This is a genomic window from Marivita sp. (assembly GCF_022763305.1).
Classification (GTDB): domain Bacteria; phylum Pseudomonadota; class Alphaproteobacteria; order Rhodobacterales; family Rhodobacteraceae; genus Marivita.
In genome coordinates this window covers 1-23450 of record NZ_JALEGT010000079.1, presented here as the reverse complement: position 1 = coordinate 23450, position 23450 = coordinate 1, and the positions used below count along the sequence as shown (strand labels likewise).

Annotated in this window: 22 protein-coding genes; 19 read left to right on the top strand and 3 right to left on the bottom strand. The window is 62.2% G+C overall.

Annotation, left to right across the window (positions count from 1 at the left end; genetic code table 11):
• Window position 1 precedes the first annotated feature (1 nt).
• The 19 genes from MRY75_RS14840 (at window position 2) to gph (ending at window position 18056) form a co-directional block, all read left to right on the top strand.
• Window positions 2-901 carry an endonuclease gene (locus MRY75_RS14840; RefSeq protein ID WP_292308780.1) on the top strand — a complete coding sequence of 300 codons (900 nt, stop codon included), beginning with the start codon at window positions 2-4 and terminating at the stop codon, window positions 899-901.
• A gap of 18 nt (window positions 902-919) precedes the next feature.
• Complete coding sequence (locus tag MRY75_RS14835; protein WP_292308779.1) at window positions 920-1138, top strand: DUF5337 domain-containing protein; 219 nt, start codon at window positions 920-922, stop codon at window positions 1136-1138.
• Between the two features lie 3 nt (window positions 1139-1141).
• Window positions 1142-2440: an NADH-quinone oxidoreductase subunit NuoF gene (gene nuoF / locus MRY75_RS14830; RefSeq protein WP_292308778.1), complete on the top strand. Its 1299-nt coding sequence runs from the start codon at window positions 1142-1144 to the stop codon at window positions 2438-2440.
• Between the two features lie 171 nt (window positions 2441-2611).
• Window positions 2612-2944 carry a hypothetical protein gene (locus MRY75_RS14825; RefSeq protein ID WP_292308777.1) on the top strand — a complete coding sequence of 111 codons (333 nt, stop codon included), beginning with the start codon at window positions 2612-2614 and terminating at the stop codon, window positions 2942-2944.
• Between the two features lie 89 nt (window positions 2945-3033).
• Window positions 3034-3429, top strand: coding sequence for a DUF5333 domain-containing protein (locus MRY75_RS14820; RefSeq protein WP_292308776.1), 396 nt, complete (start codon window positions 3034-3036; stop codon window positions 3427-3429).
• Between the two features lie 197 nt (window positions 3430-3626).
• Window positions 3627-5645, top strand: coding sequence for an NADH-quinone oxidoreductase subunit NuoG (nuoG, locus tag MRY75_RS14815; protein WP_292308775.1), 2019 nt, complete (start codon window positions 3627-3629; stop codon window positions 5643-5645).
• A gap of 44 nt (window positions 5646-5689) precedes the next feature.
• The gene (locus MRY75_RS14810; RefSeq protein WP_292308927.1) at window positions 5690-6052 is read left to right on the top strand and encodes a hypothetical protein; all 363 of its coding nucleotides are present in this window, start codon (window positions 5690-5692) and stop codon (window positions 6050-6052) included.
• Window positions 6053-6059: 7 nt separating this feature from the next.
• On the top strand, window positions 6060-7088 hold the full coding sequence (gene nuoH, locus MRY75_RS14805) for an NADH-quinone oxidoreductase subunit NuoH (protein WP_292308774.1): 1029 nt from the start codon (window positions 6060-6062) through the stop codon (window positions 7086-7088).
• Window positions 7089-7099: 11 nt separating this feature from the next.
• The gene (nuoI, locus tag MRY75_RS14800) at window positions 7100-7594 is read left to right on the top strand and encodes an NADH-quinone oxidoreductase subunit NuoI (protein ID WP_292308773.1); all 495 of its coding nucleotides are present in this window, start codon (window positions 7100-7102) and stop codon (window positions 7592-7594) included.
• Window positions 7591-8001 carry a carboxymuconolactone decarboxylase family protein gene (locus MRY75_RS14795; protein WP_292265632.1) on the top strand — a complete coding sequence of 137 codons (411 nt, stop codon included), beginning with the start codon at window positions 7591-7593 and terminating at the stop codon, window positions 7999-8001. Before nuoI ends, MRY75_RS14795 begins: the two co-directional genes overlap by 4 nt.
• Window positions 7998-8600 (top strand): NADH-quinone oxidoreductase subunit J, encoded by a 603-nt coding sequence (locus MRY75_RS14790; RefSeq protein WP_292308772.1) that lies wholly within the window; start codon window positions 7998-8000, stop codon window positions 8598-8600. The genes MRY75_RS14795 and MRY75_RS14790 overlap by 4 nt, the downstream gene beginning before the upstream one ends.
• Window positions 8601-8671: 71 nt before the next feature.
• Entirely contained in the window at window positions 8672-8977 is a 306-nt protein-coding gene (gene nuoK, locus MRY75_RS14785) for an NADH-quinone oxidoreductase subunit NuoK (RefSeq protein WP_072777106.1), read from the top strand.
• Between the two features lie 5 nt (window positions 8978-8982).
• The gene (gene nuoL, locus MRY75_RS14780) at window positions 8983-11088 is read left to right on the top strand and encodes an NADH-quinone oxidoreductase subunit L (protein WP_292308771.1); all 2106 of its coding nucleotides are present in this window, start codon (window positions 8983-8985) and stop codon (window positions 11086-11088) included.
• Window positions 11088-12632 (top strand): NADH-quinone oxidoreductase subunit M, encoded by a 1545-nt coding sequence (locus MRY75_RS14775; RefSeq protein ID WP_292308770.1) that lies wholly within the window; start codon window positions 11088-11090, stop codon window positions 12630-12632. Before nuoL ends, MRY75_RS14775 begins: the two co-directional genes overlap by 1 nt.
• A gap of 12 nt (window positions 12633-12644) precedes the next feature.
• A complete protein-coding gene (gene nuoN / locus MRY75_RS14770) occupies window positions 12645-14087 on the top strand; it encodes an NADH-quinone oxidoreductase subunit NuoN (RefSeq protein ID WP_292308769.1) in 1443 nt (480 codons plus the stop codon).
• A 125-nt stretch (window positions 14088-14212) separates the two neighbouring features.
• Complete coding sequence (locus MRY75_RS14765) at window positions 14213-14947, top strand: biotin--[acetyl-CoA-carboxylase] ligase (protein ID WP_292308768.1); 735 nt, start codon at window positions 14213-14215, stop codon at window positions 14945-14947.
• 11 nt (window positions 14948-14958) lie between these two features.
• On the top strand, window positions 14959-15732 hold the full coding sequence (locus tag MRY75_RS14760) for a type III pantothenate kinase (protein ID WP_292308767.1): 774 nt from the start codon (window positions 14959-14961) through the stop codon (window positions 15730-15732).
• 3 nt (window positions 15733-15735) lie between these two features.
• Window positions 15736-17403, top strand: a complete 1668-nt coding sequence (locus MRY75_RS14755; protein WP_292308766.1) for a ribonuclease J — start codon at window positions 15736-15738, stop codon at window positions 17401-17403.
• Complete coding sequence (gene gph, locus MRY75_RS14750) at window positions 17400-18056, top strand: phosphoglycolate phosphatase (RefSeq protein WP_292308765.1); 657 nt, start codon at window positions 17400-17402, stop codon at window positions 18054-18056. The genes MRY75_RS14755 and gph overlap by 4 nt, the downstream gene beginning before the upstream one ends.
• A gap of 56 nt (window positions 18057-18112) precedes the next feature.
• Here gph and MRY75_RS14745 read toward each other — a convergent pair whose 3' ends face one another.
• The 3 genes from MRY75_RS14745 to MRY75_RS14735 all read right to left on the bottom strand — a co-directional run bounded on the left by MRY75_RS14745 (window position 18113) and on the right by MRY75_RS14735 (window position 23319).
• Window positions 18113-19588: a DEAD/DEAH box helicase gene (locus tag MRY75_RS14745; protein WP_292308764.1), complete on the bottom strand. Its 1476-nt coding sequence runs from the start codon at window positions 19586-19588 to the stop codon at window positions 18113-18115.
• Between the two features lie 231 nt (window positions 19589-19819).
• Entirely contained in the window at window positions 19820-21574 is a 1755-nt protein-coding gene (locus MRY75_RS14740; RefSeq protein WP_292308763.1) for a glycosyltransferase family 2 protein, read from the bottom strand.
• Between the two features lie 137 nt (window positions 21575-21711).
• Window positions 21712-23319 carry a peptide chain release factor 3 gene (locus tag MRY75_RS14735; RefSeq protein ID WP_292308762.1) on the bottom strand — a complete coding sequence of 536 codons (1608 nt, stop codon included), beginning with the start codon at window positions 23317-23319 and terminating at the stop codon, window positions 21712-21714.
• Between the last annotated feature and the right edge of the window lie 131 nt (window positions 23320-23450).

Below are 23450 nucleotides of genomic sequence, written 5' to 3'. Positions count from 1 at the left end.
AATGCAACAACAGAAATCCGGCATTGGTTGCCAGCTGGGGTCATGGGCCCTGGCCGCGGGGGTGGGGCTTCTTGTCTTCATCTTGCTGCTCGTCATCGGAGGCTGGGGTCTGATCGGGGCCCTGTTCATGGCAGGTGTTGCATTCCTCGTTCTGGGGCTGGCCTTCAGCTGGATCTTCTGCCGCGAGCTTCCCCCCGCACGGGGACCCGGCAATATCGACGCATCCGGTGCGCGCGTGACCTCGGCACCGGCGCCCAAGGCGTCGCCGCCCAAGGCGACATCTCCGAATGCGCCGCCGGTTTCGGTGCCGCCCGCACCCACCGCCGATGAAAGAACGAGCCCGGCCAAGGCCGCACCCGTGGCTTCCGCCGCTCCGGCAAGCACGTCTGCTGCCGCGCAACCGGCACCGGCTGCCGCCTCGGAGGCGCGCCCCGACGTGCAAACAGCGACCGCCAAGGCCGACGCCGAGGCCGGCGCCAAGGTCAAACCGACCACCCGCCTTGCCGGTCAGGAAGACCTCGCGTCGCGCAAGGGCGAGTGGAAATATGGTGCCGACAGCAAGCCTGCGACCCCGGATTACGACGGTGACGGCAAGCAGGAAGGCAGCGAGGAAGGCACCAAACCCGCAACCCTGACAGCCGCCCGTGAAGGTGGGCCGGACAATCTCAAGGAAATCAAGGGTGTCGGGCCGAAGCTGGAACAGCTTCTGCACTCCATGGGGTTCTACCATTTCGACCAGATCGCGAACTGGACTGCGGATGAGGTGGCGTGGGTCAATGCCAATCTCGAAGGGTTCAAGGGCCGTGTGACCCGCGACAACTGGGTCGAACAAGCAAAAATTCTCGCCTCCGGCGGGGAAACCGAGTTCTCAAAACGAGTGGACAAGGGCGACGTTTACTAACGGAGATCGGAACCTGAGATGGATCGCGACGCAGAGCTGAAACGGCGAGGGCAAAGAACCTCTATTTTCATCGCAGGCGTCGCGGTCTTCTGGTTCCTGATCATCAAAATCGGTGAGGAGGATGAGTGGTCACAACGCACTCGCGCTCTCTTCGATCTTGTCGTTCTTGCCGGGTTTGGCGTGGGAATTTGGAAATCAATTCAAATTTGGCGTGCGCGCCAAGCGGACAAGGAATGAACGATGCTGACCGATCAGGACCGGATCTTTACCAATATCTACGGGATGCATGACCGGACCCTCAAGGGCGCGCAGGCGCGCGGCCACTGGGATGGGACGGCCAAGCTGATCGAAAAAGGGCGTGACTGGATCATCGACGAGATGAAAGCCTCGGGCCTGCGCGGTCGGGGCGGGGCGGGCTTTCCGACCGGTCTCAAATGGTCCTTCATGCCCAAGGAAAGCGACGGGCGGCCCAGCTATCTGGTTGTGAACGCCGACGAATCCGAGCCGGGCACCTGCAAGGACCGCGAGATCATGCGCCACGATCCGCACACGCTGATCGAAGGATGTCTGATCGCGTCCTTCGCGATGCAGGCCCATGCGTGCTACATCTACATCCGCGGCGAATATATCCGCGAGAAAGAGGCGCTGCAGAACGCCATCGACGAGGCCTATGACGCGGGCCTTCTGGGCAAGAACGCCGCCGGGTCGGGCTGGGATTTCGACCTCTACCTGCATCACGGCGCGGGGGCCTATATCTGCGGCGAGGAAACAGCGCTTTTGGAAAGCCTCGAGGGCAAAAAGGGCATGCCGCGCATGAAACCGCCCTTCCCGGCGGGGGCTGGCCTTTACGGGTGCCCGACCACGGTGAACAACGTGGAATCCATCGCCGTGGTGCCGACGATCCTGCGGCGCGGCGGGCAATGGTTTTCGAGCTTTGGCCGTCAGAACAACGCGGGCACCAAGCTGTTTGCGATCTCGGGCCATGTGAACAACCCGTGTGTGGTCGAAGAGGCGATGTCGATCTCGTTCGAAGAACTGATCGAAAAGCATTGCGGCGGCATCCGCGGTGGTTGGGACAACCTGAAGGCGGTGATCCCCGGTGGCTCCTCCGTGCCCTGTGTGCGTGGCGAAAAGATGAAGGACGCCATCATGGATTTCGACTACCTGCGCGGTGAGCTGGGCTCTGGCCTTGGCACGGCGGCGGTGATCGTGATGGATCAGTCGACCGACATCATCAAGGCGATCTGGCGGCTGTCGAAGTTCTACAAGCATGAAAGCTGCGGCCAGTGCACGCCCTGCCGTGAAGGCACTGGCTGGATGATGCGCGTGATGGACCGTCTGGTGCGGGGCGAGGCCGAGGTCGAGGAAATCGACATGCTGTTCGACGTGACCAAGCAGGTCGAAGGCCATACGATCTGTGCGCTTGGCGACGCGGCGGCCTGGCCGATCCAGGGTCTGATCAAGAACTTCCGCGACGAGATCGAGGACCGCATCAAGGCGCAGAAGACCGGTCGGATCAGCGCGGTTGCGGCGGAGTAAGGGAAAAGCCGTTTCGAAACGGTTTTCCCTCGCGGTATCGAAACCGCGCTGCAAGGCCAATCATATGGCCGTTTCAAAAGGCGCAGCGATGCGCCTTTTTCCGTCTCGGGGCTTGCGCGCGCGTCCTGTCTAAGCGCATGGTGCAGCCAGAAATTTTCGAAGGGTGACGTCATGAAACCAGCTTGGATCTGTGCATCGGTCCTGTGTCTGCTTGCCGCCTGCGGTGAAAGCGAATTGGACACCGTCACCTTCGAAGGTGCGCGTTTTGCCGGTGATCTTCGGTCCGAGCGCGGCGACCGGGCGGCATTCGTGGCCTTGGGCGGACCGGCGTCGGTCAGCCTCGAGGGGGCCAAGCAGGCGGCCGCCTACCAGGTGGTGCAGCATTGCATCGCCTATCTCGGGAGTTCGGATGTTGCCTGGGTCAACGGCCCTGACGTGGCGGATGACAAGCTTGTGGTACAGGACAATCGCGTGGTTCTGACCGGGCGCTGTATCGAGCCATAAAGCGCCGGAATTCCAATCATTTGCGGTCTGATATTGAATAGCCGCCCCGCACGACCCCATATAATGAGCAGACAAGACCGGGTGATCCGATGCGACTTTTGACGGCCATACTGATCGTGACGCTTTCCGTGGGAGGGGCGGCTTCGGCGAAGCCCCCGCTGCGCGAGGTGGCGGAAATCGACAATGCGTTGATGCATGTCGCCATTGCCGATGCGATCCGCAAATCCTGTGATGGCATCAATGCCCGCCTGATCCGCGCCTATTCCGAGCTGAACCGACTCAAGTCGATCGCCCGCGACAAGGGCTATACCGATGATGAGGTCGAGGCTTACGTGACCTCGAAATCCGAAAAGGCGCGGATGAAGGACAAGGCCGAACAGTTCCTGCAGGAAAACGGTGTGCGTTCCGACGATATTCCGGCGCTGTGCCGCTTTGGACAGGAGCAGATTCAGGCGCAGACCGAGATCGGTCAATTGCTCAGATAAGCCTCTGACAGCGCAGGCTCCGCAGCATTTTGTGCAGGTGCAGAAAAATGCACCCCGCGTCGATATTTCACCCGATCTTTTTGCCTGAACATCTGGCCTAATCCGATAACCCGCGTTAGAAGGCGGGCGACGTCAGCCGATCGCCGGTTTGCCACGGCATCGACTGCGCCAGCCAAATGGGAACAAAGGGCTCGGGCATGTCTGACTTGCGCAAGATCATCATTGATGGGGACGAGATCGAGGTGGATGGGGCCATGACCCTGATCCAGGCCTGCGAACAGGCCGGGATCGAGGTGCCGCGCTTCTGCTACCACGAGCGTCTGTCCATCGCAGGCAACTGCCGGATGTGTCTTGTCGAAGTGGTCGGTGGCCCGCCCAAGCCCGCCGCAAGCTGTGCGATGCAGGTCCGCGATCTGCGCCCCGGGCCGGAAGGTCAGCCGCCGGTGGTCAAGACCAACAGCCCGATGGTGAAAAAGGCTCGCGAAGGGGTGATGGAGTTTCTGCTCATCAACCACCCGCTGGATTGCCCGATCTGCGACCAGGGCGGCGAATGCGACCTTCAGGATCAGGCCATGGCCTACGGCGTCGATTTCAGCCGCTTCCGCGAGCCCAAGCGCGCGGTCGAGGATCTGGACCTGGGTCCGCTCGTCGAAACCCATATGACCCGCTGCATTTCCTGCACCCGTTGCGTGCGTTTCACGACCGAGGTCGCAGGCATCACCCAGATGGGTCAGACCGGTCGCGGCGAGGATGCCGAGATCACCAGCTATCTGGGCGAAACGCTCAATTCCAACATGCAGGGCAATATCATCGACCTCTGCCCGGTGGGGGCGTTGGTCTCGAAGCCCTATGCCTTCACCGCCCGTCCGTGGGAGCTGACCAAGACCGAATCCATCGACGTGATGGATGCGCTTGGCTCGAACATCCGCGTCGATACAAAGGGCCGGGAAGTGATGCGCTTCCTGCCGCGCAACCATGACGGCGTGAACGAAGAATGGATTTCCGACAAGACGCGCTTTGTCTGGGACGGTCTGCGTCGTCAGCGTCTGGACAAGCCTTATGTGCGCGAGAACGGCAAGCTGCGCCCGGCCTCGTGGCCCGAGGCGCTGACCAAGGCCGCCGAGGCAATGAAAGGCAAGAAGGTTGCTGGGCTTGTTGGCGATCTGGCCCCAACCGAGGCTGCTTATGCGCTGAAAGCCCTGATCGAGGGGCAGGGCGGCAACGTCGAATGCCGCACCGATGGGGCAAAGCTGCCAGCGGGCAACCGGTCGGGTTACGTCGGTACCGCCGCCATCGAAGACATCGACAGCGCCAAGATGATCCTGCTGATCGGCACCAACCCGCGCGACGAAGCGCCGGTGCTGAACGCGCGCATCCGCAAGGCCTGGGCTGCTGGCGCGAAGGTCGCGCTGATCGGGGAACCGGTCGATCTGACCTATGACTACATCCACCTTGGCACGGGCCGCGACGCGCTGGCCAAGCTGGCCGAGATGGACCATTCCGACAAACATGGCGTGCCGGGTGTGATGATCATCGGGCAGGGCGCGTTGCGCGAGGCCGATGGCGCGGCTGTGCTGGGCACCGCGATGGCGACCGCCGAGGCGGGTCAGTCGAAATTCATGGTTCTGCACACCGCGGCTGGCCGTGTGGGCGCGATGGATGTGGGCTGCACTACCGAAGGCGGGCTTGAGACAGCCATCGACGGGGCCGAGGTGATCTATAACCTTGGCGCTGACGAGGTGGACATCGCGGCCGGGCCGTTTGTGATCTATCAGGGCAGCCACGGGGATCGTGGTGCGCACCGTGCCGACATCATCCTGCCTTCTGCTGCCTATACGGAAGAGCAGGGTCTCTTCGTCAACACTGAAGGCCGTCCGCAACTGGCGCTGCGGGCCGGGTTTGCTCCGGGTGAGGCCAAGGAAAACTGGGCGATCCTGCGGGCGCTGTCGGCGGAACTGGGCGCGACGCTGCCCTTCGACAGCCTTGCGCAGCTGCGTCAGGCGCTGGTCAAGGACGTGCCGCATCTGGCGATGATCGATCAGGTGCCCGAGAACGACTGGCAGGCCGAGCCTGCGGGCAAGCTGGGCGATGCGGATTTCCGCAATGCCCTTCAGGATTTCTACCTGACCAACCCGATTGCACGGGCCAGCACCCTGATGGCCGAGCTTTCGGCGGGCGTGAAAGCCCGCAAGGACACCAAGATCGCGGCGGAGTGAGGCTGATGCGCCATCTGGCGGTCATAACACCCGTCGCCTTCGCGATGGTGGGTGGCTTGTCGGGCTGCGATGCGGCGCAGCCCGCCGCGCAGCGCTTTGCGCCCGAGTATGAGGGCGTCGCAACCACCCTGCTTGACGGAGATCTGGTGCAGTTCGACGTGGCAATGCGCGGGGCGCGCGGGCCGGCGGATGTCGAGGATTATGCCGAATGTGCGGCGGCGCAATACGCGCTGATCCGGGGATACGGGTTTGCGCGGCATTTGCGCACAAATGTATACGAAGAGGCTGGCCTCTGGCGAGGAGATGCGGTTTACACCATCTCGCCGGCGCTGCCCCGTGGGTTGCGGACGATCGACGCCGAAGTCGTGACCGCCTCCTGCGTTGAAAACGGAATACCGATGGTTTGAGGACGTGATGGCTGACTTCTTTACCACCCCCCTTGGGATCGGCGTGATCATCGTCGCACAGTGTCTTGCGGTGCTGGGCTTCGTGATGGTGAGCCTTCTCTTCCTCGTCTATGGCGACCGGAAAATCTGGGCTGCCGTCCAGATGCGGCGCGGACCGAACGTCGTAGGGGCTTACGGCCTGCTGCAGACCGTGGCCGACGCGTTGAAATACGTCGTGAAAGAGGTTGTCGTGCCTGCGGGGGCCGACAAGCCAGTCTTCATGCTGGCGCCGATGACCAGCTTCGTGCTGGCGATGATCGCCTGGGCGGTGATCCCGTTCAACGACACCTGGGTGCTGTCGGACATCAACGTCGCGATCCTTTATGTCTTCGCCGTCTCCTCGCTTGAGGTCTACGGCGTGATCATGGGCGGATGGGCGTCGAACTCGAAATACCCGTTCCTTGGCTCGCTGCGCTCTGCCGCGCAGATGATTTCCTATGAAGTGTCGCTGGGTTTGATCATCATCGGCATCATCATCTCCACGGGGTCGATGAACTTCGGCGACATCGTGCGCGCGCAGGACGGGGATTACGGGTTCTTCTCGTGGTACTGGCTGCCGCATTTTCCGATGGTGTTCCTGTTCTTCATCAGTGCCCTGGCTGAAACCAACCGCCCGCCGTTCGACCTTCCCGAAGCGGAATCGGAACTCGTGGCGGGCTATCAGGTGGAATACTCCTCTACGCCGTTCCTGCTGTTCATGGCAGGGGAATACATCGCGATCTTCCTGATGTGCGCGCTGACCTCGCTGCTGTTCTTCGGCGGCTGGCTGTCGCCGATCCCGGGTATCCCGGACGGGGCGCTGTGGATGGTGGGCAAAATGGCGTTCTTCTTCTTCATGTTCGCGATGGTGAAGGCGATCACGCCCCGCTACCGCTATGACCAATTGATGCGTCTTGGGTGGAAAGTGTTCCTGCCGTTCAGCCTTGTGTGGGTTGTGTTCGTGGCCTTCGCGGCGAAATTCGACTGGTTCTGGGGCGCGTTTGCGCGCTGGGTATAAGGAGAACTGAGATGACGCAGATCGACTACGGACGCGCCGCCAAGTATTTCCTTCTGCAGGATTTCTGGGTCGGCATGAAGCTGGGCCTCAAGTATTTTTTCGCCCCCAAGGCGACGATCAACTACCCGCACGAAAAAGGGCCGCTCAGCCCGCGCTTCCGGGGTGAACACGCGTTGCGCCGTTACCCGAACGGCGAAGAGCGTTGCATCGCCTGCAAACTCTGCGAGGCGATCTGCCCTGCACAGGCGATCACCATCGACGCGGAACCCCGCGACGACGGCTCGCGCCGCACGACGCGCTATGACATCGATATGACGAAGTGCATCTATTGCGGCTTCTGCCAGGAGGCATGCCCGGTGGATGCGATTGTCGAAGGTCCGAACTTCGAGTTCTCGACCGAGACCCGGGAAGAACTCTACTACGACAAGGCCCAGCTGCTCGACAATGGCGAGCGCTGGGAAGCCGAGATCGCGCGCAACCTCGAACTGGATGCGCCGTACCGATGAGCGATCAGAAAACCCCTTTCGAGTTGATGATGCAGCAGGCGCAGGAGATGGCGCGTGCCTTCAACCCTGCGCTCACATCGTTTGATCCCAAGGGGTTCGAGAAGATGTGGCCAACCATGCCGAAGGACGCCATGGAAATGTGGTTCGGCAAGGGCATCAGCAAGGAAGGGCTGGACGCCAAGACGCGTCTGCTTCTGACGATTGCGGGCATGACGATGCAGGGCGCACAGGCGGAAACGCCGTTCCGCATGACCGTGCGCCACGCCACTGAGGCCGGTGCCACGAAAGACGAAATTGCCGAGACCATCGCCCAGATGTCGATGTTCGCCGGTATCCCCGCCATGACCCGCGCGATGGAACTCGCCCGCGAGGTGATGGAAGACGACAAAAAGGATGACGAGACATGAGTGTCTTTGCCTTCTATCTCTTTGCCCTCAGCACGATTGCGGGCGGGCTGTTCACCGTGATCAGCCGCAACCCCGTGCATTCGGTGCTGTGGCTGATCCTTGCCTTCCTGTCCTCGGCCGGGCTCTTCGTGCTTTTGGGGGCGGAGTTCGTGGCGATGCTTCTGGTCATCGTCTACGTAGGCGCGGTTGCCGTGCTCTTCCTCTTCGTGGTGATGATGCTCGACGTGGATTTCGTGGAACTGAAGGCCGAGATGGCGCGCTACATGCCGCTGGCACTGCTGATCGGCGTGGTGATCCTGATGCAATTCGCACTGGCCTTCGGCGCGTGGGAATCGAACGCCGCCGCCGAAGGGCTGCGCGCGCAGGTGACGCCGGTGGATCGGCACAACACCGAAGCGCTGGGGATGATCCTCTATGATCAGTATTTCCTGCTGTTCCAGCTTGCAGGCCTGATCCTGCTGGTCGCCATGATCGGCGCGATCGTGCTGACGCTGCGCCACCGCTCGGACGTGAAACGCCAAAACGTGCTGGCGCAGATGTACCGCGATCCGGCCAAGGCGATGGAACTGAAGGACGTGAAGCCCGGACAGGGACTTTAAAGATACGCTGCCCCGATCCGGTTGGGGCGCACTGACAAAGAAAACGACGGGGCGCACCCCGGAGGGACGTGATGATAGGACTTGAGCATTACCTGACAGTGGCAGCGGTGCTGTTCGTGATCGGGATTTTCGGGCTGTTCCTGAACCGCAAGAACGTGATCATCCTGCTGATGAGCATCGAACTGATGCTGTTGGCGGTGAACATCAACCTTGTCGCGTTCTCGAGCTTCCTGGGCGATCTGGTGGGGCAGGTGTTCACCCTGTTCGTCCTGACGGTCGCCGCGGCCGAAGCGGCCATCGGCCTTGCCATCCTCGTCTGTTTCTTCCGCAACCGTGGCTCCATCGCGGTTGAAGACGTCAACGTGATGAAGGGCTGACGATCATGGAAACGCTTATCCTGTTTTCCCCGCTGGTCGGTGCCATTCTGTGTGGCTTTGGCTGGAAGTTCATCGGTGAGACCGCCGCGCAATGGGTGGCCACGGGCCTTCTGTTCTTTGCCTTTGTTCTGTCGTGGATCGTCTTCCTGACCCATGATGGCGTCACCGAGACCATCAACATCCTGCGCTGGATCGAATCCGGCACGCTCAGCACCGAATGGGCGATCCGTCTGGACCGTCTGACGGCCACCATGCTGATCGTGGTGACCACGGTGTCGGCGCTCGTGCACCTGTATTCCTTCGGCTACATGGACCACGATCCACAGTGGAAAGAAGGCGAAAGCTACAAGCCGCGCTTCTTTGCCTACCTGTCGTTCTTCACCTTCGCCATGCTTATGCTGGTCACATCGGACAACCTTGTTCAGATGTTCTTTGGCTGGGAAGGCGTGGGCGTCGCGTCCTACCTTCTGATCGGCTTCTACTATCGCAAGCCGTCGGCCAATGCCGCAGCCATCAAGGCGTTTGTGGTCAACCGGGTCGGCGACTTCGGCTTTGCGCTCGGCATCTTCGCGCTGTTCTTCCTTGTCGACAGCATTCGCTTTGACGACATCTTTGCAGCCGCGCCGACGCTGGCCGAGACACAGTTGACCTTCCTCTGGACCGAATGGAACGCGGCCAACCTGATCGCCTTCCTGCTCTTCATCGGCGCGATGGGGAAATCGGCGCAGCTTCTCCTGCACACCTGGCTGCCGGACGCGATGGAAGGCCCGACCCCGGTGTCGGCCCTGATCCATGCGGCAACCATGGTGACGGCAGGCGTTTACCTTGTCTGCCGCATGTCGCCGCTGATGGAATTCGCGCCCGAAGCGCAGTCCTTCATCGTCTTCCTTGGCGCGACCACCGCATTCTTCGCGGCCACGGTCGGCCTCGTGCAGAACGACATCAAGCGCGTGATCGCCTATTCGACCTGTTCGCAGCTGGGCTACATGTTCGTGGCGGCAGGCGTCGGCGTCTACTCGGTGGCGATGTTCCACCTGTTCACACACGCGTTCTTCAAGGCGATGCTGTTCCTTGGTGCCGGTTCAGTCATCCACGCGATGCATCACGAGCAGGACATGCGGAACTATGGCGGCCTGCGCAAGAAGATCCCCTATACCTTTGGCGCGATGATGATCGGCACGCTGGCGATCACCGGTGTCGGTATTCCGCTGACGGGCTGGATCGGCTTTGCAGGCTTCGCCTCCAAGGATGCCGTGATCGAAAGCGCCTATGCCGCGGGTCCGATGGGCTATGCCTTCTGGATGCTGGTCATCGCGGCGCTGTTCACCAGCTTCTACAGCTGGCGTCTGATGTTCCTGACCTTCTACGGCAAGCCGCGCGGCGACAAGCACACGCATGAGCACGCGCATGAAAGCCCGATGGTCATGCTCATTCCGCTTGGCGTGCTGAGCCTCGGTGCGGTGTTTGCCGGTGCCATCTGGTACAACAGCTTCTTCGGTCATACCGACAGCGTCGCCAAGTTCTTTGGCGTGCCCTATGCCGAGGCGGGGGAACACTCTGCCGAAGGTGACGGCCACGGTGAGACGGCGGCGGCTGACGCGGGTCATGGCGAAGAGGCCAAGGGTGGCGAACATCACTATGTCTTCGCCGGTCAGCCGGGCGAGGGGGCTATCTATGTCGGTCCCGACAACGACATCCTGAACGAGGCGCATGAAGTGCCGAAATGGGTCAAGGTGAGTCCGTTCATCGCAATGCTGCTGGGGCTGGGGACCGCGTACTGGTTCTACATCGTGAACCCGAAGCTGCCCAAGCGTCTGGCCGAAAGCCAGCGTCCGCTGTACCTCTTCCTGCTGAACAAGTGGTATTTCGACGAGATTTACGACTTCCTCTTCGTGCAACCGGCCAAAGGTCTGGGCCGTCTGTTGTGGAAGCGGGGCGATGGCAATGTCATCGACGGCTCGATCAACGGCGTGGCCATGGGGTTCATCCCGATGCTGACGCGCCTCGCCGGTAAGGCACAGTCCGGATACATCTTCACATATGCCTTCTTCATGGTGATCGGCATCGCGGCCCTTGTCACATGGATGACGCTGAGCGGAGGAGCACACTGATGGATAACCTTCTTTCCATTGTCACGTTCCTGCCCGCGCTGGCAGCGCTGATCCTCTTGGTCTTCCTGCGGGGCGACGATGAGGCGGCGAACCGGAACGCCAAATGGCTGGCGCTGATCGCGACCTCGGCCACCTTCCTGATCTCGCTCTTCATTCTGGCGCAGTTCGATCCCGAGAATACGGGCTTCCAGATGGTCGAGCAGGGCGAATGGCTGCTGGGCCTGCAGTACAAGATGGGTGTGGACGGAATCTCGGTTCTGTTCGTGATGCTGACCACCTTCATGATGCCGCTGGTGATTGCGGCAAGCTGGGATGTGAGTCACCGCGTCAAGGAATACATGATCGCGTTCCTGCTCTTGGAAACGCTGATGCTGGGCGTGTTCATGGCGCTCGATCTGGTGCTGTTCTATCTGTTCTTCGAGGCAGGCCTGATCCCGATGTTCCTGATCATCGGCATCTGGGGCGGCAAGAACCGCATCTATGCGTCGTTCAAGTTCTTTCTCTACACCTTCCTCGGCTCGGTGCTGATGCTGGTGGCGATGGTGGCGATGTTCGCCGATGCGGGCACGACAGATATCGAGCAGTTGCTGGTGCACCAGTTCGGGTCCGAGACGTTCAGCATTCTGGGTGTCCAGATCGTGGGTGGTTTGCAGACGCTGCTGTTCCTCGCCTTCTTCGCCTCTTTCGCTGTGAAGATGCCGATGTGGCCGGTGCACACATGGCTGCCCGACGCGCACGTTCAGGCGCCGACGGCGGGGTCGGTTGTTCTGGCGGCCATCCTGCTGAAGATGGGTGGCTACGGCTTCCTGCGGTTCAGCCTGCCGATGTTCCCGGTGGGGGCCGACGTGCTGACGCCGCTGGTGCTGTGGATGTCGGCCATCGCCATTGTCTACACCTCGCTGGTGGCGCTGGTGCAGGAAGACATGAAAAAACTTATTGCCTATTCGTCGGTCGCCCATATGGGCTACGTGACCATGGGGATTTTCGCGGGCAACCAGCAGGGGATCGACGGCGCGATTTTCCAGATGATCAGCCACGGCTTCATCTCGGGCGCGCTCTTCCTGTGTGTCGGCGTGATCTACGACCGGATGCACACACGGGACATCGACGCCTATGGCGGTCTGGTGAACCGGATGCCGGCCTATGCGCTGATCTTCATGCTCTTCACCATGGCCAATGTCGGCCTGCCGGGTACTTCGGGCTTTATCGGGGAATTCCTGACGCTGATGGGCATCTTCCAGGTCAACACATGGATCGCGGCCGTTGCCACATCCGGTGTGATCCTGTCGGCGGCCTATGCGCTCTGGCTCTATCGCCGGGTCGTCATGGGCGACCTGATCAAGGAAAGCCTCAAGACCATCACCGACATGACGCGCCGCGAGCGGGCGATCTTCGCGCCGCTGGTGATCGCGACGATCCTCTTCGGCGTGTACCCGGCCCCGATCCTCGACACGATCGGGCCGTCGGTGGAGGCGCTTGTATCCAACTACCAAACGGCACTTGCCGCGGCGGAAACCGCCACGCAAGTCGCCGTGAACCATTAAGGGGGCGAGGCTATGCTCTCGGCTGATCTGGGTATCATCCTTCCGGAAATCATCCTCGCGATCTACGCGATGCTGGCCCTGCTGGGTGCGGTCTACACCGTCAAGGACGGGGCTGCGTCGCTGCTGGTCTGGGTGACAAGCGGTCTCTTCCTCGCCATCGCAGTGTGGATCGGGCTGACAGGGGCAGGGACCAATGTCGCCTTCAACGGCATGTTCGTCGATGACGGGTTCGCGCGGTTCGCGAAGATAGTGATCCTCGTCTCGGCTGCCGCCGTGCTGCTGATGTCCGAAGCTTACATGACCCGTCGCGGGCTTCTGCGGTTCGAATATCCGCTTCTGATCGCGCTGGCGGTTGTCGGCATGATGATGATGGTCTCCGCCGGCGACCTGATGGCGCTTTACATGGGCCTCGAATTGCAATCGCTGGCGCTTTATGTGGTGGCGTCCTTGCGCCGTGACAGCCTGAAATCGACCGAGGCGGGCCTCAAGTATTTTGTGCTGGGCGCGCTGTCGTCTGGTCTGCTGCTTTACGGTGCGTCGCTGGTTTACGGCTATTCCGGCACCACGCTGTTTTCGGGCATCATCCAGACGGCGGTCCATGGCGACCTGTCGCTGGGCCTCCTCTTCGGTCTGGTGTTCCTGATCTCCGGCCTCGCGTTCAAGGTCTCGGCCGTGCCGTTCCACATGTGGACGCCAGACGTCTATGAAGGCTCGCCCACGCCGGTGACCGCGTTCTTCGCCACAGCACCGAAAGTGGCGGCGATGGGCCTTTTCGCCCGCGTGATGCACGACGCCTTTGGTGCTGCCGTCAGCGACTGGAGCCAGGTGATCGCGCTTCTGTCCGTACTGTCGATGTTCCTTGGCGCCATCGCCGCCATCGGCCAGACCGACATCAAGCGCCTGATGGCGTTCTCGTCCATCGCGCATATGGGCTATGCCCTGATGGGTCTGGCGGCTGGTACGGCCTTCGGCGTGCAGGCGATGCTGATCTACATGGCGATCTACGTGACGATGAACGTGGGCACCTTCGCCTTCATCCTGTCGATGAGCCGGGATGGCCAGCCGGTGTCGAACATCGCGTCGCTCAACATGTATTCCAAGCGTGAGCCGGGCAAGGCGCTGGCGATGCTGGTGCTGCTCTTTAGCCTTGCCGGTGTGCCGCCGCTGGTGGGCTTCTTCGGCAAGCTTTACGTGCTGCGCGCCGCTTATGAAGCGGGTCTGGCGTGGCTGGCGATTGCCGGTGTGATCGCGTCGGTGATCGGGGCGTTCTACTACCTGCGGATCGTGTTCTACATGTATTTCGGGCAGGAGCGGGATGACGCGCTCGACAAGAGCGGATCGCCGGTGCTCTGGGGCATGCTGATGGCCAGCGCCGTGATCATGGTGGTTGGCGTGGTCAACCTCTTCGGGATCGAAGGAGCGGCTGCGGCGGCTGCGGCGACCCTTGTCAACTGAGCTTTTGGCACCGTTGAAACATCGTGACGCGCCAATGGCGCGTCGCTTTGTTTTTTGCGCCCCGCTGCGCGGGTCACGATGCCTCCGGCGGGAGTTTATCCGGCAAGATGAAGGAGCGGGTTGTCTTGTCTGACTGGCCGTTGGGATATGGGCGACAGGTTCTGGCCGAGGTGGACAGCACCATGGCCGAGGCCGCGCGGCAGGCGACCGGGTTGGCGGGGCCTACGTGGATCTGTGCGCTGCGCCAGACGGCGGCCCGCGGGCGGCGCGGGCGGGCCTGGGTGAACCCCGAAGGAAATTTCGCGGCCACATTGGTCTTGCCCACATCCGATGCGCCGGAGAAGCGGGCGCTGCGCAGTTTCGTGGCGGCGCTGGCGCTCTTCGATGCGCTTGTCGCGGTGTCGGGGCGCGTCGAGGGGCTGACGCTCAAATGGCCGAACGATGTGCTGCTGACCGGCGGCAAGGTGGCGGGTATCCTGCTGGAGAGCATCGGCGCGCATCTGGCGATCGGCATCGGTGTGAACCTCATTGCGGCGCCCGCCTCTTCCGAGGTGGAAGAGCGCGCCGTGCCTCCGGTCTCGGTTCTTTCGGCGCTTGGGGTCGAGATAGCCCCTGACGCCTTTCTCGACGTGCTTGCTGCGGCCTATGCCCGGCACGAGGCGCAGTTCATGACCTATGGCTTTGCCCCGATCCGCGAGGCCTGGCTGGCGCGCGCCGCGCGGTTGGGCGAGGGGATCACAGCCCGCATGGGCGACCGCGAGGTGACGGGCACCTTCGAGACAGTGGACGCCGACGGGCGGATCGTCCTAAACACCGCATCAGGCCGACAGGCGATTGCGGCGGCGGATATTTTCTTTTGAGGGGCAGGGCCATGCTTCTGTGTATCGACTGCGGAAATACCAACACCGTGTTTTCCATCTGGGACGGGGAGCGGTTTCTCTGCACGCTGCGCACCTCGACCCATCATGGGCGAACGGCGGATGCCTATTTCACATGGTTCTCGACCCTCATCGGGCACTACAGGATCGAGCCGAACATCACCGATGTGATCATCTCGTCGACGGTGCCGCGCGTGGTGTGGAACCTGCGGGTGTTCTCGGACCGGTTCTTCGGTGTGCGGCCGCTGGTGGTGGGCAAGCCGGAATGCCTGCTGCCGCACCCGCCGCGTGTGGATGTCGGCACAGGAGTAGGACCGGACCGTCTGGCCAATGCCGCAGGCGCCTATGACCGTCATGGCGGCGATTGCGTGGTGGTCGATTTCGGTACGGCAACGAATTTCGACGTGGTGGCCGAGGACGGCGCCTATGTCGGCGGTGTAATCGCACCGGGGGTGAACCTGAGCCTTGAGGCGCTGCACCAGGGGGCGGCGGCGCTGCCGCATGTGGACATCTCGCAGCCGGAGCGGGTGATCGGCACCAATACGGTGGCCTGTATCCAGTCGGGTGTGTTCTGGGGCTATGTCGGGCTCATTCAGGGGATCACCGACCGGATCAAGGCGGAATACGGCAAACCGATGAAGGTCATCGGCACCGGAGGCCTCGCGCCCTTGTTCGCACAGGGTGAGCTGCTATTTGACACGATTGAGGATGACCTGACCATGCATGGTCTGACGGTCATACACACATATAACAAAGAAAACGGATAACACATGAGCGGTGAACGGATCATCTATCTGCCCCTGGGCGGGGCGGGCGAAATCGGCATGAATGCCTATGTCTATGGCTATGGCACGCCGGGCGAGGAGCGCCTGATCCTTGTGGATCTCGGTGTGACCTTTCCGGACATGGACAGCACGCCAGGTGTCGATCTGATCCTGCCGGACATCACGTGGCTCAAGGAACGGCGCAACCGGCTTGAGGCGATCTTCATCACCCATGCGCATGAGGACCATGTCGGCGCCGTTGGCCATTTCTGGGAAGAGCTGGGTGCGCCGATCTATGCGCGCGCTTTCACCGCTCACATTGCGCGCCTCAAGATGGAGGATGCAGGGCAGTCGCCGGAAACCGTGCGCACCGTATCCGCCTGGCCCGAAACCGTCGAGGCCGGGCCGTTCAGGGTGGGGTTCGTGCCGATTTCGCATTCGATCCCCGAAAGCTCGGGTCTGGTCATCGACACGCCGCAGGGGCGATTGGTGCATTCGGGCGACTTCAAGATCGACGAAACCCCCGTGGTGGGCGAGGCCTTTGACCATGCGCTGTGGGAAGAGATCGGCAAGCCGGGTGTGAAGGCGCTGGTCTGCGATTCCACAAACGTGTTTTCCGGGCATGAAGGCCGGTCGGAGGCGACGGTGGGTCCGGAAATCGAAACCCTGCTGCGCGATGCGACGGGCATGGTGGTGGCCACGACCTTTGCCTCGAACGTGGCACGGGTGAAGACGCTGGCCGAAGCGGCGGTGCGCGGCGGACGGTCGGTCTGCCTCCTGGGCCGGGCCATGCGGCGGATGATCGAGGCGTCGATCAAGACCGGCGTGTTGGCGGATTTCCCGACCGTGGTCAGCCCGGAGGAAGCGACGCAGATCCCGCGTGAGAACCTGATGCTGATCGTCACCGGATCACAGGGCGAGCGGCGCGCCGCGTCCGCGCAACTGGCGCGGGGCAAGTATCAGGGGCTGAGCATGGATGAGGGAGACATGTTTCTCTTCTCGTCCAAGACCATTCCGGGCAATGAGCGCGGCGTGATCCAGATCATGAACGCGTTTTCCGAACAAGGCGTCGATGTGGTGGATGACAGTTCGGGCAAATATCACGTGTCCGGCCATGCCAACCGTCCCGACCTCGAAACCATGCACAAGCTCGTCAATCCGCAGCTTGTGGTGCCGATGCACGGTGAACATCGCCACTTGCGCGAGCATGTGAAGGTGGCCGGAGCCGGTGGTCGTAAAGGTGTCCTGGCGGTCAACGGCATGATGATGGACCTCAGCGGCAACGAGCCGACCGTGGCCGAGTATGTCGAAACGGGCCGCACCTATCTCGATGGATCGGTCAAGATCGGCGCGCTGGACGGCATCGTGCGTGACCGGATCCGCATGGCGCTGAACGGGCATGTCATCGTGACCGTGATCCTCGACGAGGACGACGAGTTGCTGGGCGAGCCATGGTGCGAGATCATGGGGCTGCCCGAGATGGGGCGCAACAACGCGCCGCTGGTCGATGCGCTGGAGGAAGACCTGTCGCAATTCATGGGCCGCGCCGGGGAGAAGACGCTGATCGACGATGACAAGCTCGAAGAAGGGCTGCGCCGGATTGCGCGTCAGACGACGCAGAACGAGATCGGCAAGAAACCCGAAGTCACCGTCGTGATCAGCAGGCTTGCATGACGCGCGGTGTTGTCTTTGACCTCGATGGCACGCTGATCGACAGTCTGCCGGACATCGCGGCGGCGGCGAACGCGCTCTTGGCGGATCATGGGCTGGCGGCGTTGCCGCAAAGCCAGATTGGCGGTTTTGTTGGGATGGGAGAGCGGGTTTTCCTCGACCGGCTGATTGCCGCGACAGCGCTGGATGTGGCGCAGTACGATACGCTGATGGGGCAGTTCATCGCGCATTACAAGGCCAGCACCGGGCTGACGACCGTGTTTCCGGGGGCCTTGGATGCGGTGAAGGCGCTCAAGGCGGATGGCTACAGGCTGGGCATCTGCACCAACAAACCGGGCGTGCCTTTGGCGGCGGTTCTGGATGCGCTGGACCTGTCCAGATGGTTCGATGTGATCATCGCGGGAGACACATTGCCGGTGCGCAAACCCGACCCCGCGCCGTTGCATCTGGCGTTTGAACGTATGGGCGTAACGATGGGCGTCTATGTCGGAGACAGCGATGTGGATGCGGAAACGGCGCAAAGGGCAGGGGTGCCGTTTGCGTTTTTCACCGAGGGCATCCGCACGAAACCGGTTGAGGACATCCCGCATGACCGGGCGTTCGACCGGTTCGAGGACCTTCCGGCCATCTGTTCAGAGATTATTCAGCCGATATAGGCGGGCGATGCGTCGACGCATCGCCGCGTTTCCGTCAACAGAAACGCGCGCCGTGATCAGCTGGCGCGGCGTTGGTCAAAGCTGAGCGCGATGAAGCTGGGCAGGTGATCGCCCATGCCCACGACATTGCTGTCCCGGCCACCGCGATCATTCCGCCCGCCACGATCATTGCGACGGTTGCGCGACCGATCCTGTTCGGGCTTGGCGTCGTCCTCGCGCTTGGTAGCCTTGGGAGCGTCGTCCTGCACCGTGTCCTGCGCCTCGACCACGGTCTCCTGCGGTTTGTCGCCGGATTTCGAACGGCCACGGCCACCCCGCGACCGACGGGACTTGCTGTCCTTCTTCTCCTCGGACGCTTCGGACGCCTGATCGGGTTCGACCTGGCCCAGAGGGTTCTCGACGCGCGGGATCTCTTTCTGGATCAGCTTTTCGATCGCGTCGAAGTTCTTTTCGTCCTTCGGCCCGCAAATCATCATCGCCTTGCCCTTGCGCCCGGCGCGGCCGGTGCGGCCGATGCGGTGCACGTAGTCTTCGGCATGGCTGGGGACGTCGAAGTTGAACACATGGCTCACCGCCGGCACATCAAGCCCGCGCGCGGCCACATCCGAGGCCACGAGGAAGCGCAAGGTGCCTTCGCGGAACCCGTCCAGCGTCTTCATCCGCTGCGACTGGTCCAGATCGCCGTGGATCGGGGCCGCGTCCAGACCGTATTTCTTGAGTGACTTCGCAACGATGTCGACATCCGACTTGCGGTTGCAGAAGATGATCGCGTTCGAGCAGGCATCACCCTCCAACTCGATCAGCTTGCGCAGAAGCGCCCGCTTTTCGGTGCCTTCACGGTCGCGTCGCGAGGCTTTGAACATCACCACGCCCTGCGTGATGGTCTCGGACGCGGTGGCCTGACGGGCCACTTCGATCCGCGCCGGAGCCGACAGGAAGGTGTTGGTGATGCGCTCGATCTCGGGCGCCATTGTGGCCGAGAAGAACAGCGTCTGACGGGTGAAGGGCGTCAGCGAGAAGATGCGTTCGATGTCGGGAATGAACCCCATGTCGAGCATACGGTCGGCTTCGTCGACCACCATCACCTGAACGCCGGTCAGCAAAAGTTTGCCGCGCTCGAAATGATCCAGAAGGCGGCCCGGTGTGGCGATCAGAACGTCCACGCCCTTGTCGATCAGCAGGTCCTGCTCCTTGAAGCTGACGCCGCCGATCAGCAGCGCCTTGGTCAGCTTTACGTGCTTGGCGTAGATGTCGAAGTTTTCGGCCACCTGTGCGGCCAGTTCCCGTGTCGGGCAGAGCACAAGGCTGCGCGGCATACGCGCGCGGGCGCGGCCCCGGGCCAGAAGCGTGATCATCGGAAGGGTGAAACTGGCTGTCTTGCCGGTGCCAGTTTGCGCGATGCCAAGCACGTCGCGCCCTTCCAAAGCGGGGGGAATGGCGCCTGCCTGAATAGGGGTGGGCGTGTCGTATCCCGCCTCTTCAATAGCTTTCAGGACTTTCGGGTTGAGGTTCAACTCAGAAAATTTTGTCATGTGTATCCGTTGTTCACGGACTGACGGCGCCCGTGCGTCTGTTGCGATCCGGCCCGTATGGCCCTGTAGTTATCCACAGTCACGATCCGCCCGCGTATCTACTCCCGGAATGCGGCGGGGTCAATGATGCGCCGTCCGACTGCGCGGATGTGCCGTAACCCAAGGGGTTTTGGTGGCGATGTGGCAACAATTCCGGGGATCGCGGCTCAGTGTTTCTGCACAGGAGCGGCGTCAGGCGGTCAGGGCCCGGCCAAAGACCCGGACCACTGCCGCGTCAGGGTCGAAGTCGGGCGTCAGCAAGAGCCCGTATTCGTCAAGGCGCGCGCGCAGATCGGGGCTGTCCTCGCACATTTCGGTAAAGAAGTGGCGCAGACCCTCTTCGCCTTCCTCGTCGCGGAGGTATTGCAGCAGATGCCCGATGTTCTTGAGCGCGTCATCGGATTTCACGCGATAGGACCCGCGCGTCTGGCGGAAGTCGAGCTTGGCGAGGAACCTGTCCCAGTCCGGGGCATGCAGGTGGCCGATCACCGCACCGTCAAGCGGCAGCGTGTTCAGCACGTCCTCGCCCTTGAGGCGCAGGCGGTGGATTGCCAGACGCACATCGCCCAAACCCGTCCGTGCAAACACCTTGCCCGCCAGATGGCTCAGAAAGCCGCCGCGCACATAGCTGCCGAAGATGGGGTAGATCCGGGTCACCGCGTCGGGCGGTACGCCATCGGCGGTTGTGCGCAGCTTGAAATGCCGGGGCATGTCGCCGGCGACCGGAGACGCCAGTGCCTCGGCCGGGTAAAGCCGGACACCGGCCATGCTGTCGGGTACGGATTTGAGCAGCGTCGAAAGCTTCCTGGCGCTCAGGATGAACTCATCGGTGTCGATATGGCCCAGCCAATGCACCACGTTCTGCGCCATGCGCAGGGCGCGCGAGGCATTGTAGGTCTGGCGCAGCTGATGCGCGTCGGGCCGCGCCTTGCCGGCGGCGCCCCAATACGCATCATCGCATAGCGTGAGCGTCACCTTGGGATGGCCCTTGAGCAGCGCCGCGATCTCCGGGTCGGGCGCATCGAGGAAAAGATAGATATGCCGCGCGCCGATCTCGAGGTGATGTGCCACGAACCGGGCCACCTCGATGAGTGGTGCATTGGTCGTGCAGACCACCCCCCAGGTCGGGGTCTTGGCCGGGACGGCCTGCACGGGAAGGATGACGCCGTGTTCCGCCTCGACCGCCGGGGTCTGCTCCAGACGCCGCCGCTTGCGCGCGCGCAGCCTGTGCAGTCGGCGGAACACCGTGCGCGGGTCGTCAATCAGGCGCTGCAGCACGTCCTGCGCCAGCGGCCGGATCACCGGATCGGCCTCGGCCTCGTCCCACAGTCGTCCGATGAGGTTGACGTCGAGCCCGCCATCGACCAGCGAAAACGCATTCATCTGCAGCGGCAGCGGACCGCTGGCGCGCCCGTCGAGCGTAAAGGGGCGGTCGGCCTCGCGCCCGGAATAGAGCCGTTCGCTCTCGTAGAGTTTCATCGCGCCGAACAAGGTTGACAGCGCAAGTCCGGTGCTGCGCTGCGCGGGCGTCTTGCCGTGATCACCGAAGGTGGTCAGGCTCGACACTTTCCAGCGCAGGTCCATCTCGCGCAGCAGCAGCTCGCCCTGTTCGGCCCAGAGCCGCAGGAACAGATCGGCGGTATGTGCCGGTTGGCTGCGTTTGCGCAGATGCGCGATCAGAAGACCATTGAGATGCAGAAGCGCGTTCTGTCCCTTGAGTTCGCTGGCGATGTCCCAGCTCTTGCGTGCATTGTCCGAAAGGGCGCGGGTGCTTTCATGTGGCACCACAACCTTTTGGGCCGCCAACGCATCCAGATCGCAATCGAGCGGCGGCAGCGTTTCGCCCTCGGCAAAGCTCAGGGGCGCGCGCCGTTCGTTCATGTGCTCAAGGATGCCTGCGATCCCGTTCGGGTAGGCCGGGTTCGGGCGCGGTTTGTCACTGCTCATGCGCGTAGAGTGCCGTTTCGAGGTGTCTGGATCAACGGAAAAGGCGTGTCGCCACACCTTGGATCACGCGCACGAACCGACGTGCGCCGACATGGTCTGCAAGGCATGTGCCAAGGCCCGTTTGAACGGGCCTCGGATCAGACCATCATCTCCTTGGTCGCCGACAGCGTCACGTCCGGATAGTCCCGCCCGATGCGGTCGATGTCCCATTGCAGGCGGGTCAGGTAGACCATGTCGCCATCATTGTCCTCGGCCATGTGCTGCTTGTTGGCGTTGACCAGCTTGTCGACCGCCGCCTTGTCGCCGTGAACCCAGCGGGCCGAGGTGAATTGCGATGCCTCAAAGCGCACCGGCAGGCCGTATTCCAGCTCGATCCGGCTGCCCAGAACCTCGAATTGCAGAGCTCCCACGACACCCACGATGAAGCCCGATCCGATCATCGGCTTGAAGACCTTGGCAGCCCCTTCTTCGGCGAATTGCATCAGCGCCTTTTCGAGGTGTTTCGCCTTGAGCGGGTCTCCCGCGCGGACCGTTTGCAAAAGCTCAGGCGCAAAGGAGGGAATGCCCGTCACCTTCAGCGCCTCGCCCTCGGTCAGCGTGTCGCCGATGCGCAACTGCCCGTGGTTCGGGATGCCGATGATGTCGCCGGCCCAGGCCTCTTCCGCCAGTTCGCGGTCGGAGGCGAGGAACAGCACCGGGTTGGTGATCGACATCGGCTTCTTCGACCGCACATGGGTGAGCTTCATGCCCCGGTTGAAATGCCCAGAGGCGAGGCGCACAAAGGCGACCCGGTCGCGATGCTTTGGGTCCATGTTCGCCTGAACTTTGAAGACAAAGCCAGAAACTTTTGATTCTTCGGGAAGAATTTGCCTTGGGGTTGCGCGTTGCGGCTGTGGCTGCGGCCCGTAGGTGCCGATGCCGTCCATCAATTCCTTGACCCCGAAAGAATTGATCGCCGACCCGAACCAGATCGGTGTCATATGTCCCTCAAGCACCGATTGAGGATTCAGCGCGGGCAGCAGTTCGCGCGCCATCTCGACCTCTTCGCGCAGCTTGTCCAGCAGAGCGGCGGGCACATGTTCAGCGAGCTTGGGATCGTCAAGTCCATTGATTTCAATGCTTTGCGCAACCTTGTTGCGGTCGGCGCGATCCATGAGTTCGAGCCGGTCGCGGATCATGTCGTAGCACCCGAGAAAATCGCGTCCGACCCCGATGGGCCAACTGGCCGGGGTCACGTCGATGGCAAGGTTCTCCTGGATCTCGTCGATGATGTCGAAGGTGTCGCGGCTTTCCCGGTCCATCTTGTTACAGAAGGTCAGGATCGGCAGGTCGCGCAGGCGGCATACCTCGAAAAGCTTTTGTGTCTGGCTTTCCACACCTTTGGCACCGTCGATCACCATCACCGCCGCATCCACGGCTGTCAGCGTGCGATAGGTGTCCTCGGAAAAGTCCGAGTGGCCGGGCGTATCCACAAGATTGAACCGGAAGCCCTTGAAATCAAAGGACATGGCCGAGGCCGAGACCGAAATGCCCCGGTCCTGTTCCATCTTCATGAAGTCCGATCGCGTGCGCCGCGCTTCGCCCTTGGCACGGACCTGTCCGGCCATCTGGATCGCACCTCCGTAGAGCAGGAATTTCTCGGTCAGCGTGGTCTTGCCCGCGTCCGGGTGCGAGATGATGGCAAAGGTGCGCCGCCGGGCGATTTCGGCGGGCAACTCGGGGCGATTGGAGACGAGATCAAGCATGGCCGCGCGTATAGGCGGGGCAGCGCGGCTTGTCTATAAGGCGCGTGCAGGCGCGCTTTGCGAGGGCAATCAGCCGATCAGGCGCAGGGTCGCACGGGCTGCCTGCGCCGGTGCGCAGAATGCGGGCGGGA

Bases quoted from the DNA above. Each gene is read 5' to 3' on its own strand.
- MRY75_RS14840 (WP_292308780.1), top strand. From the start codon at position 2: ATGCAACAACAGAAATCCGGCATTGGTTGCCAGCTGGGGTCATGGGCC.
- MRY75_RS14835 (WP_292308779.1), top strand. From the start codon at position 920: ATGGATCGCGACGCAGAGCTGAAACGGCGAGGGCAAAGAACCTCTATT.
- nuoF (WP_292308778.1), top strand. From the start codon at position 1,142: ATGCTGACCGATCAGGACCGGATCTTTACCAATATCTACGGGATGCAT.
- MRY75_RS14825 (WP_292308777.1), top strand. From the start codon at position 2,612: ATGAAACCAGCTTGGATCTGTGCATCGGTCCTGTGTCTGCTTGCCGCC.
- MRY75_RS14820 (WP_292308776.1), top strand. From the start codon at position 3,034: ATGCGACTTTTGACGGCCATACTGATCGTGACGCTTTCCGTGGGAGGG.
- nuoG (WP_292308775.1), top strand. From the start codon at position 3,627: ATGTCTGACTTGCGCAAGATCATCATTGATGGGGACGAGATCGAGGTG.
- MRY75_RS14810 (WP_292308927.1), top strand. From the start codon at position 5,690: ATGGTGGGTGGCTTGTCGGGCTGCGATGCGGCGCAGCCCGCCGCGCAG.
- nuoH (WP_292308774.1), top strand. From the start codon at position 6,060: ATGGCTGACTTCTTTACCACCCCCCTTGGGATCGGCGTGATCATCGTC.
- nuoI (WP_292308773.1), top strand. From the start codon at position 7,100: ATGACGCAGATCGACTACGGACGCGCCGCCAAGTATTTCCTTCTGCAG.
- MRY75_RS14795 (WP_292265632.1), top strand. From the start codon at position 7,591: ATGAGCGATCAGAAAACCCCTTTCGAGTTGATGATGCAGCAGGCGCAG.
- MRY75_RS14790 (WP_292308772.1), top strand. From the start codon at position 7,998: ATGAGTGTCTTTGCCTTCTATCTCTTTGCCCTCAGCACGATTGCGGGC.
- nuoK (WP_072777106.1), top strand. From the start codon at position 8,672: ATGATAGGACTTGAGCATTACCTGACAGTGGCAGCGGTGCTGTTCGTG.
- nuoL (WP_292308771.1), top strand. From the start codon at position 8,983: ATGGAAACGCTTATCCTGTTTTCCCCGCTGGTCGGTGCCATTCTGTGT.
- MRY75_RS14775 (WP_292308770.1), top strand. From the start codon at position 11,088: ATGGATAACCTTCTTTCCATTGTCACGTTCCTGCCCGCGCTGGCAGCG.
- nuoN (WP_292308769.1), top strand. From the start codon at position 12,645: ATGCTCTCGGCTGATCTGGGTATCATCCTTCCGGAAATCATCCTCGCG.
- MRY75_RS14760 (WP_292308767.1), top strand. From the start codon at position 14,959: ATGCTTCTGTGTATCGACTGCGGAAATACCAACACCGTGTTTTCCATC.
- MRY75_RS14755 (WP_292308766.1), top strand. From the start codon at position 15,736: ATGAGCGGTGAACGGATCATCTATCTGCCCCTGGGCGGGGCGGGCGAA.
- gph (WP_292308765.1), top strand. From the start codon at position 17,400: ATGACGCGCGGTGTTGTCTTTGACCTCGATGGCACGCTGATCGACAGT.
- MRY75_RS14745 (WP_292308764.1), bottom strand. From the start codon at position 19,588: ATGACAAAATTTTCTGAGTTGAACCTCAACCCGAAAGTCCTGAAAGCT.
- MRY75_RS14740 (WP_292308763.1), bottom strand. From the start codon at position 21,574: ATGAGCAGTGACAAACCGCGCCCGAACCCGGCCTACCCGAACGGGATC.
- MRY75_RS14735 (WP_292308762.1), bottom strand. From the start codon at position 23,319: ATGCTTGATCTCGTCTCCAATCGCCCCGAGTTGCCCGCCGAAATCGCC.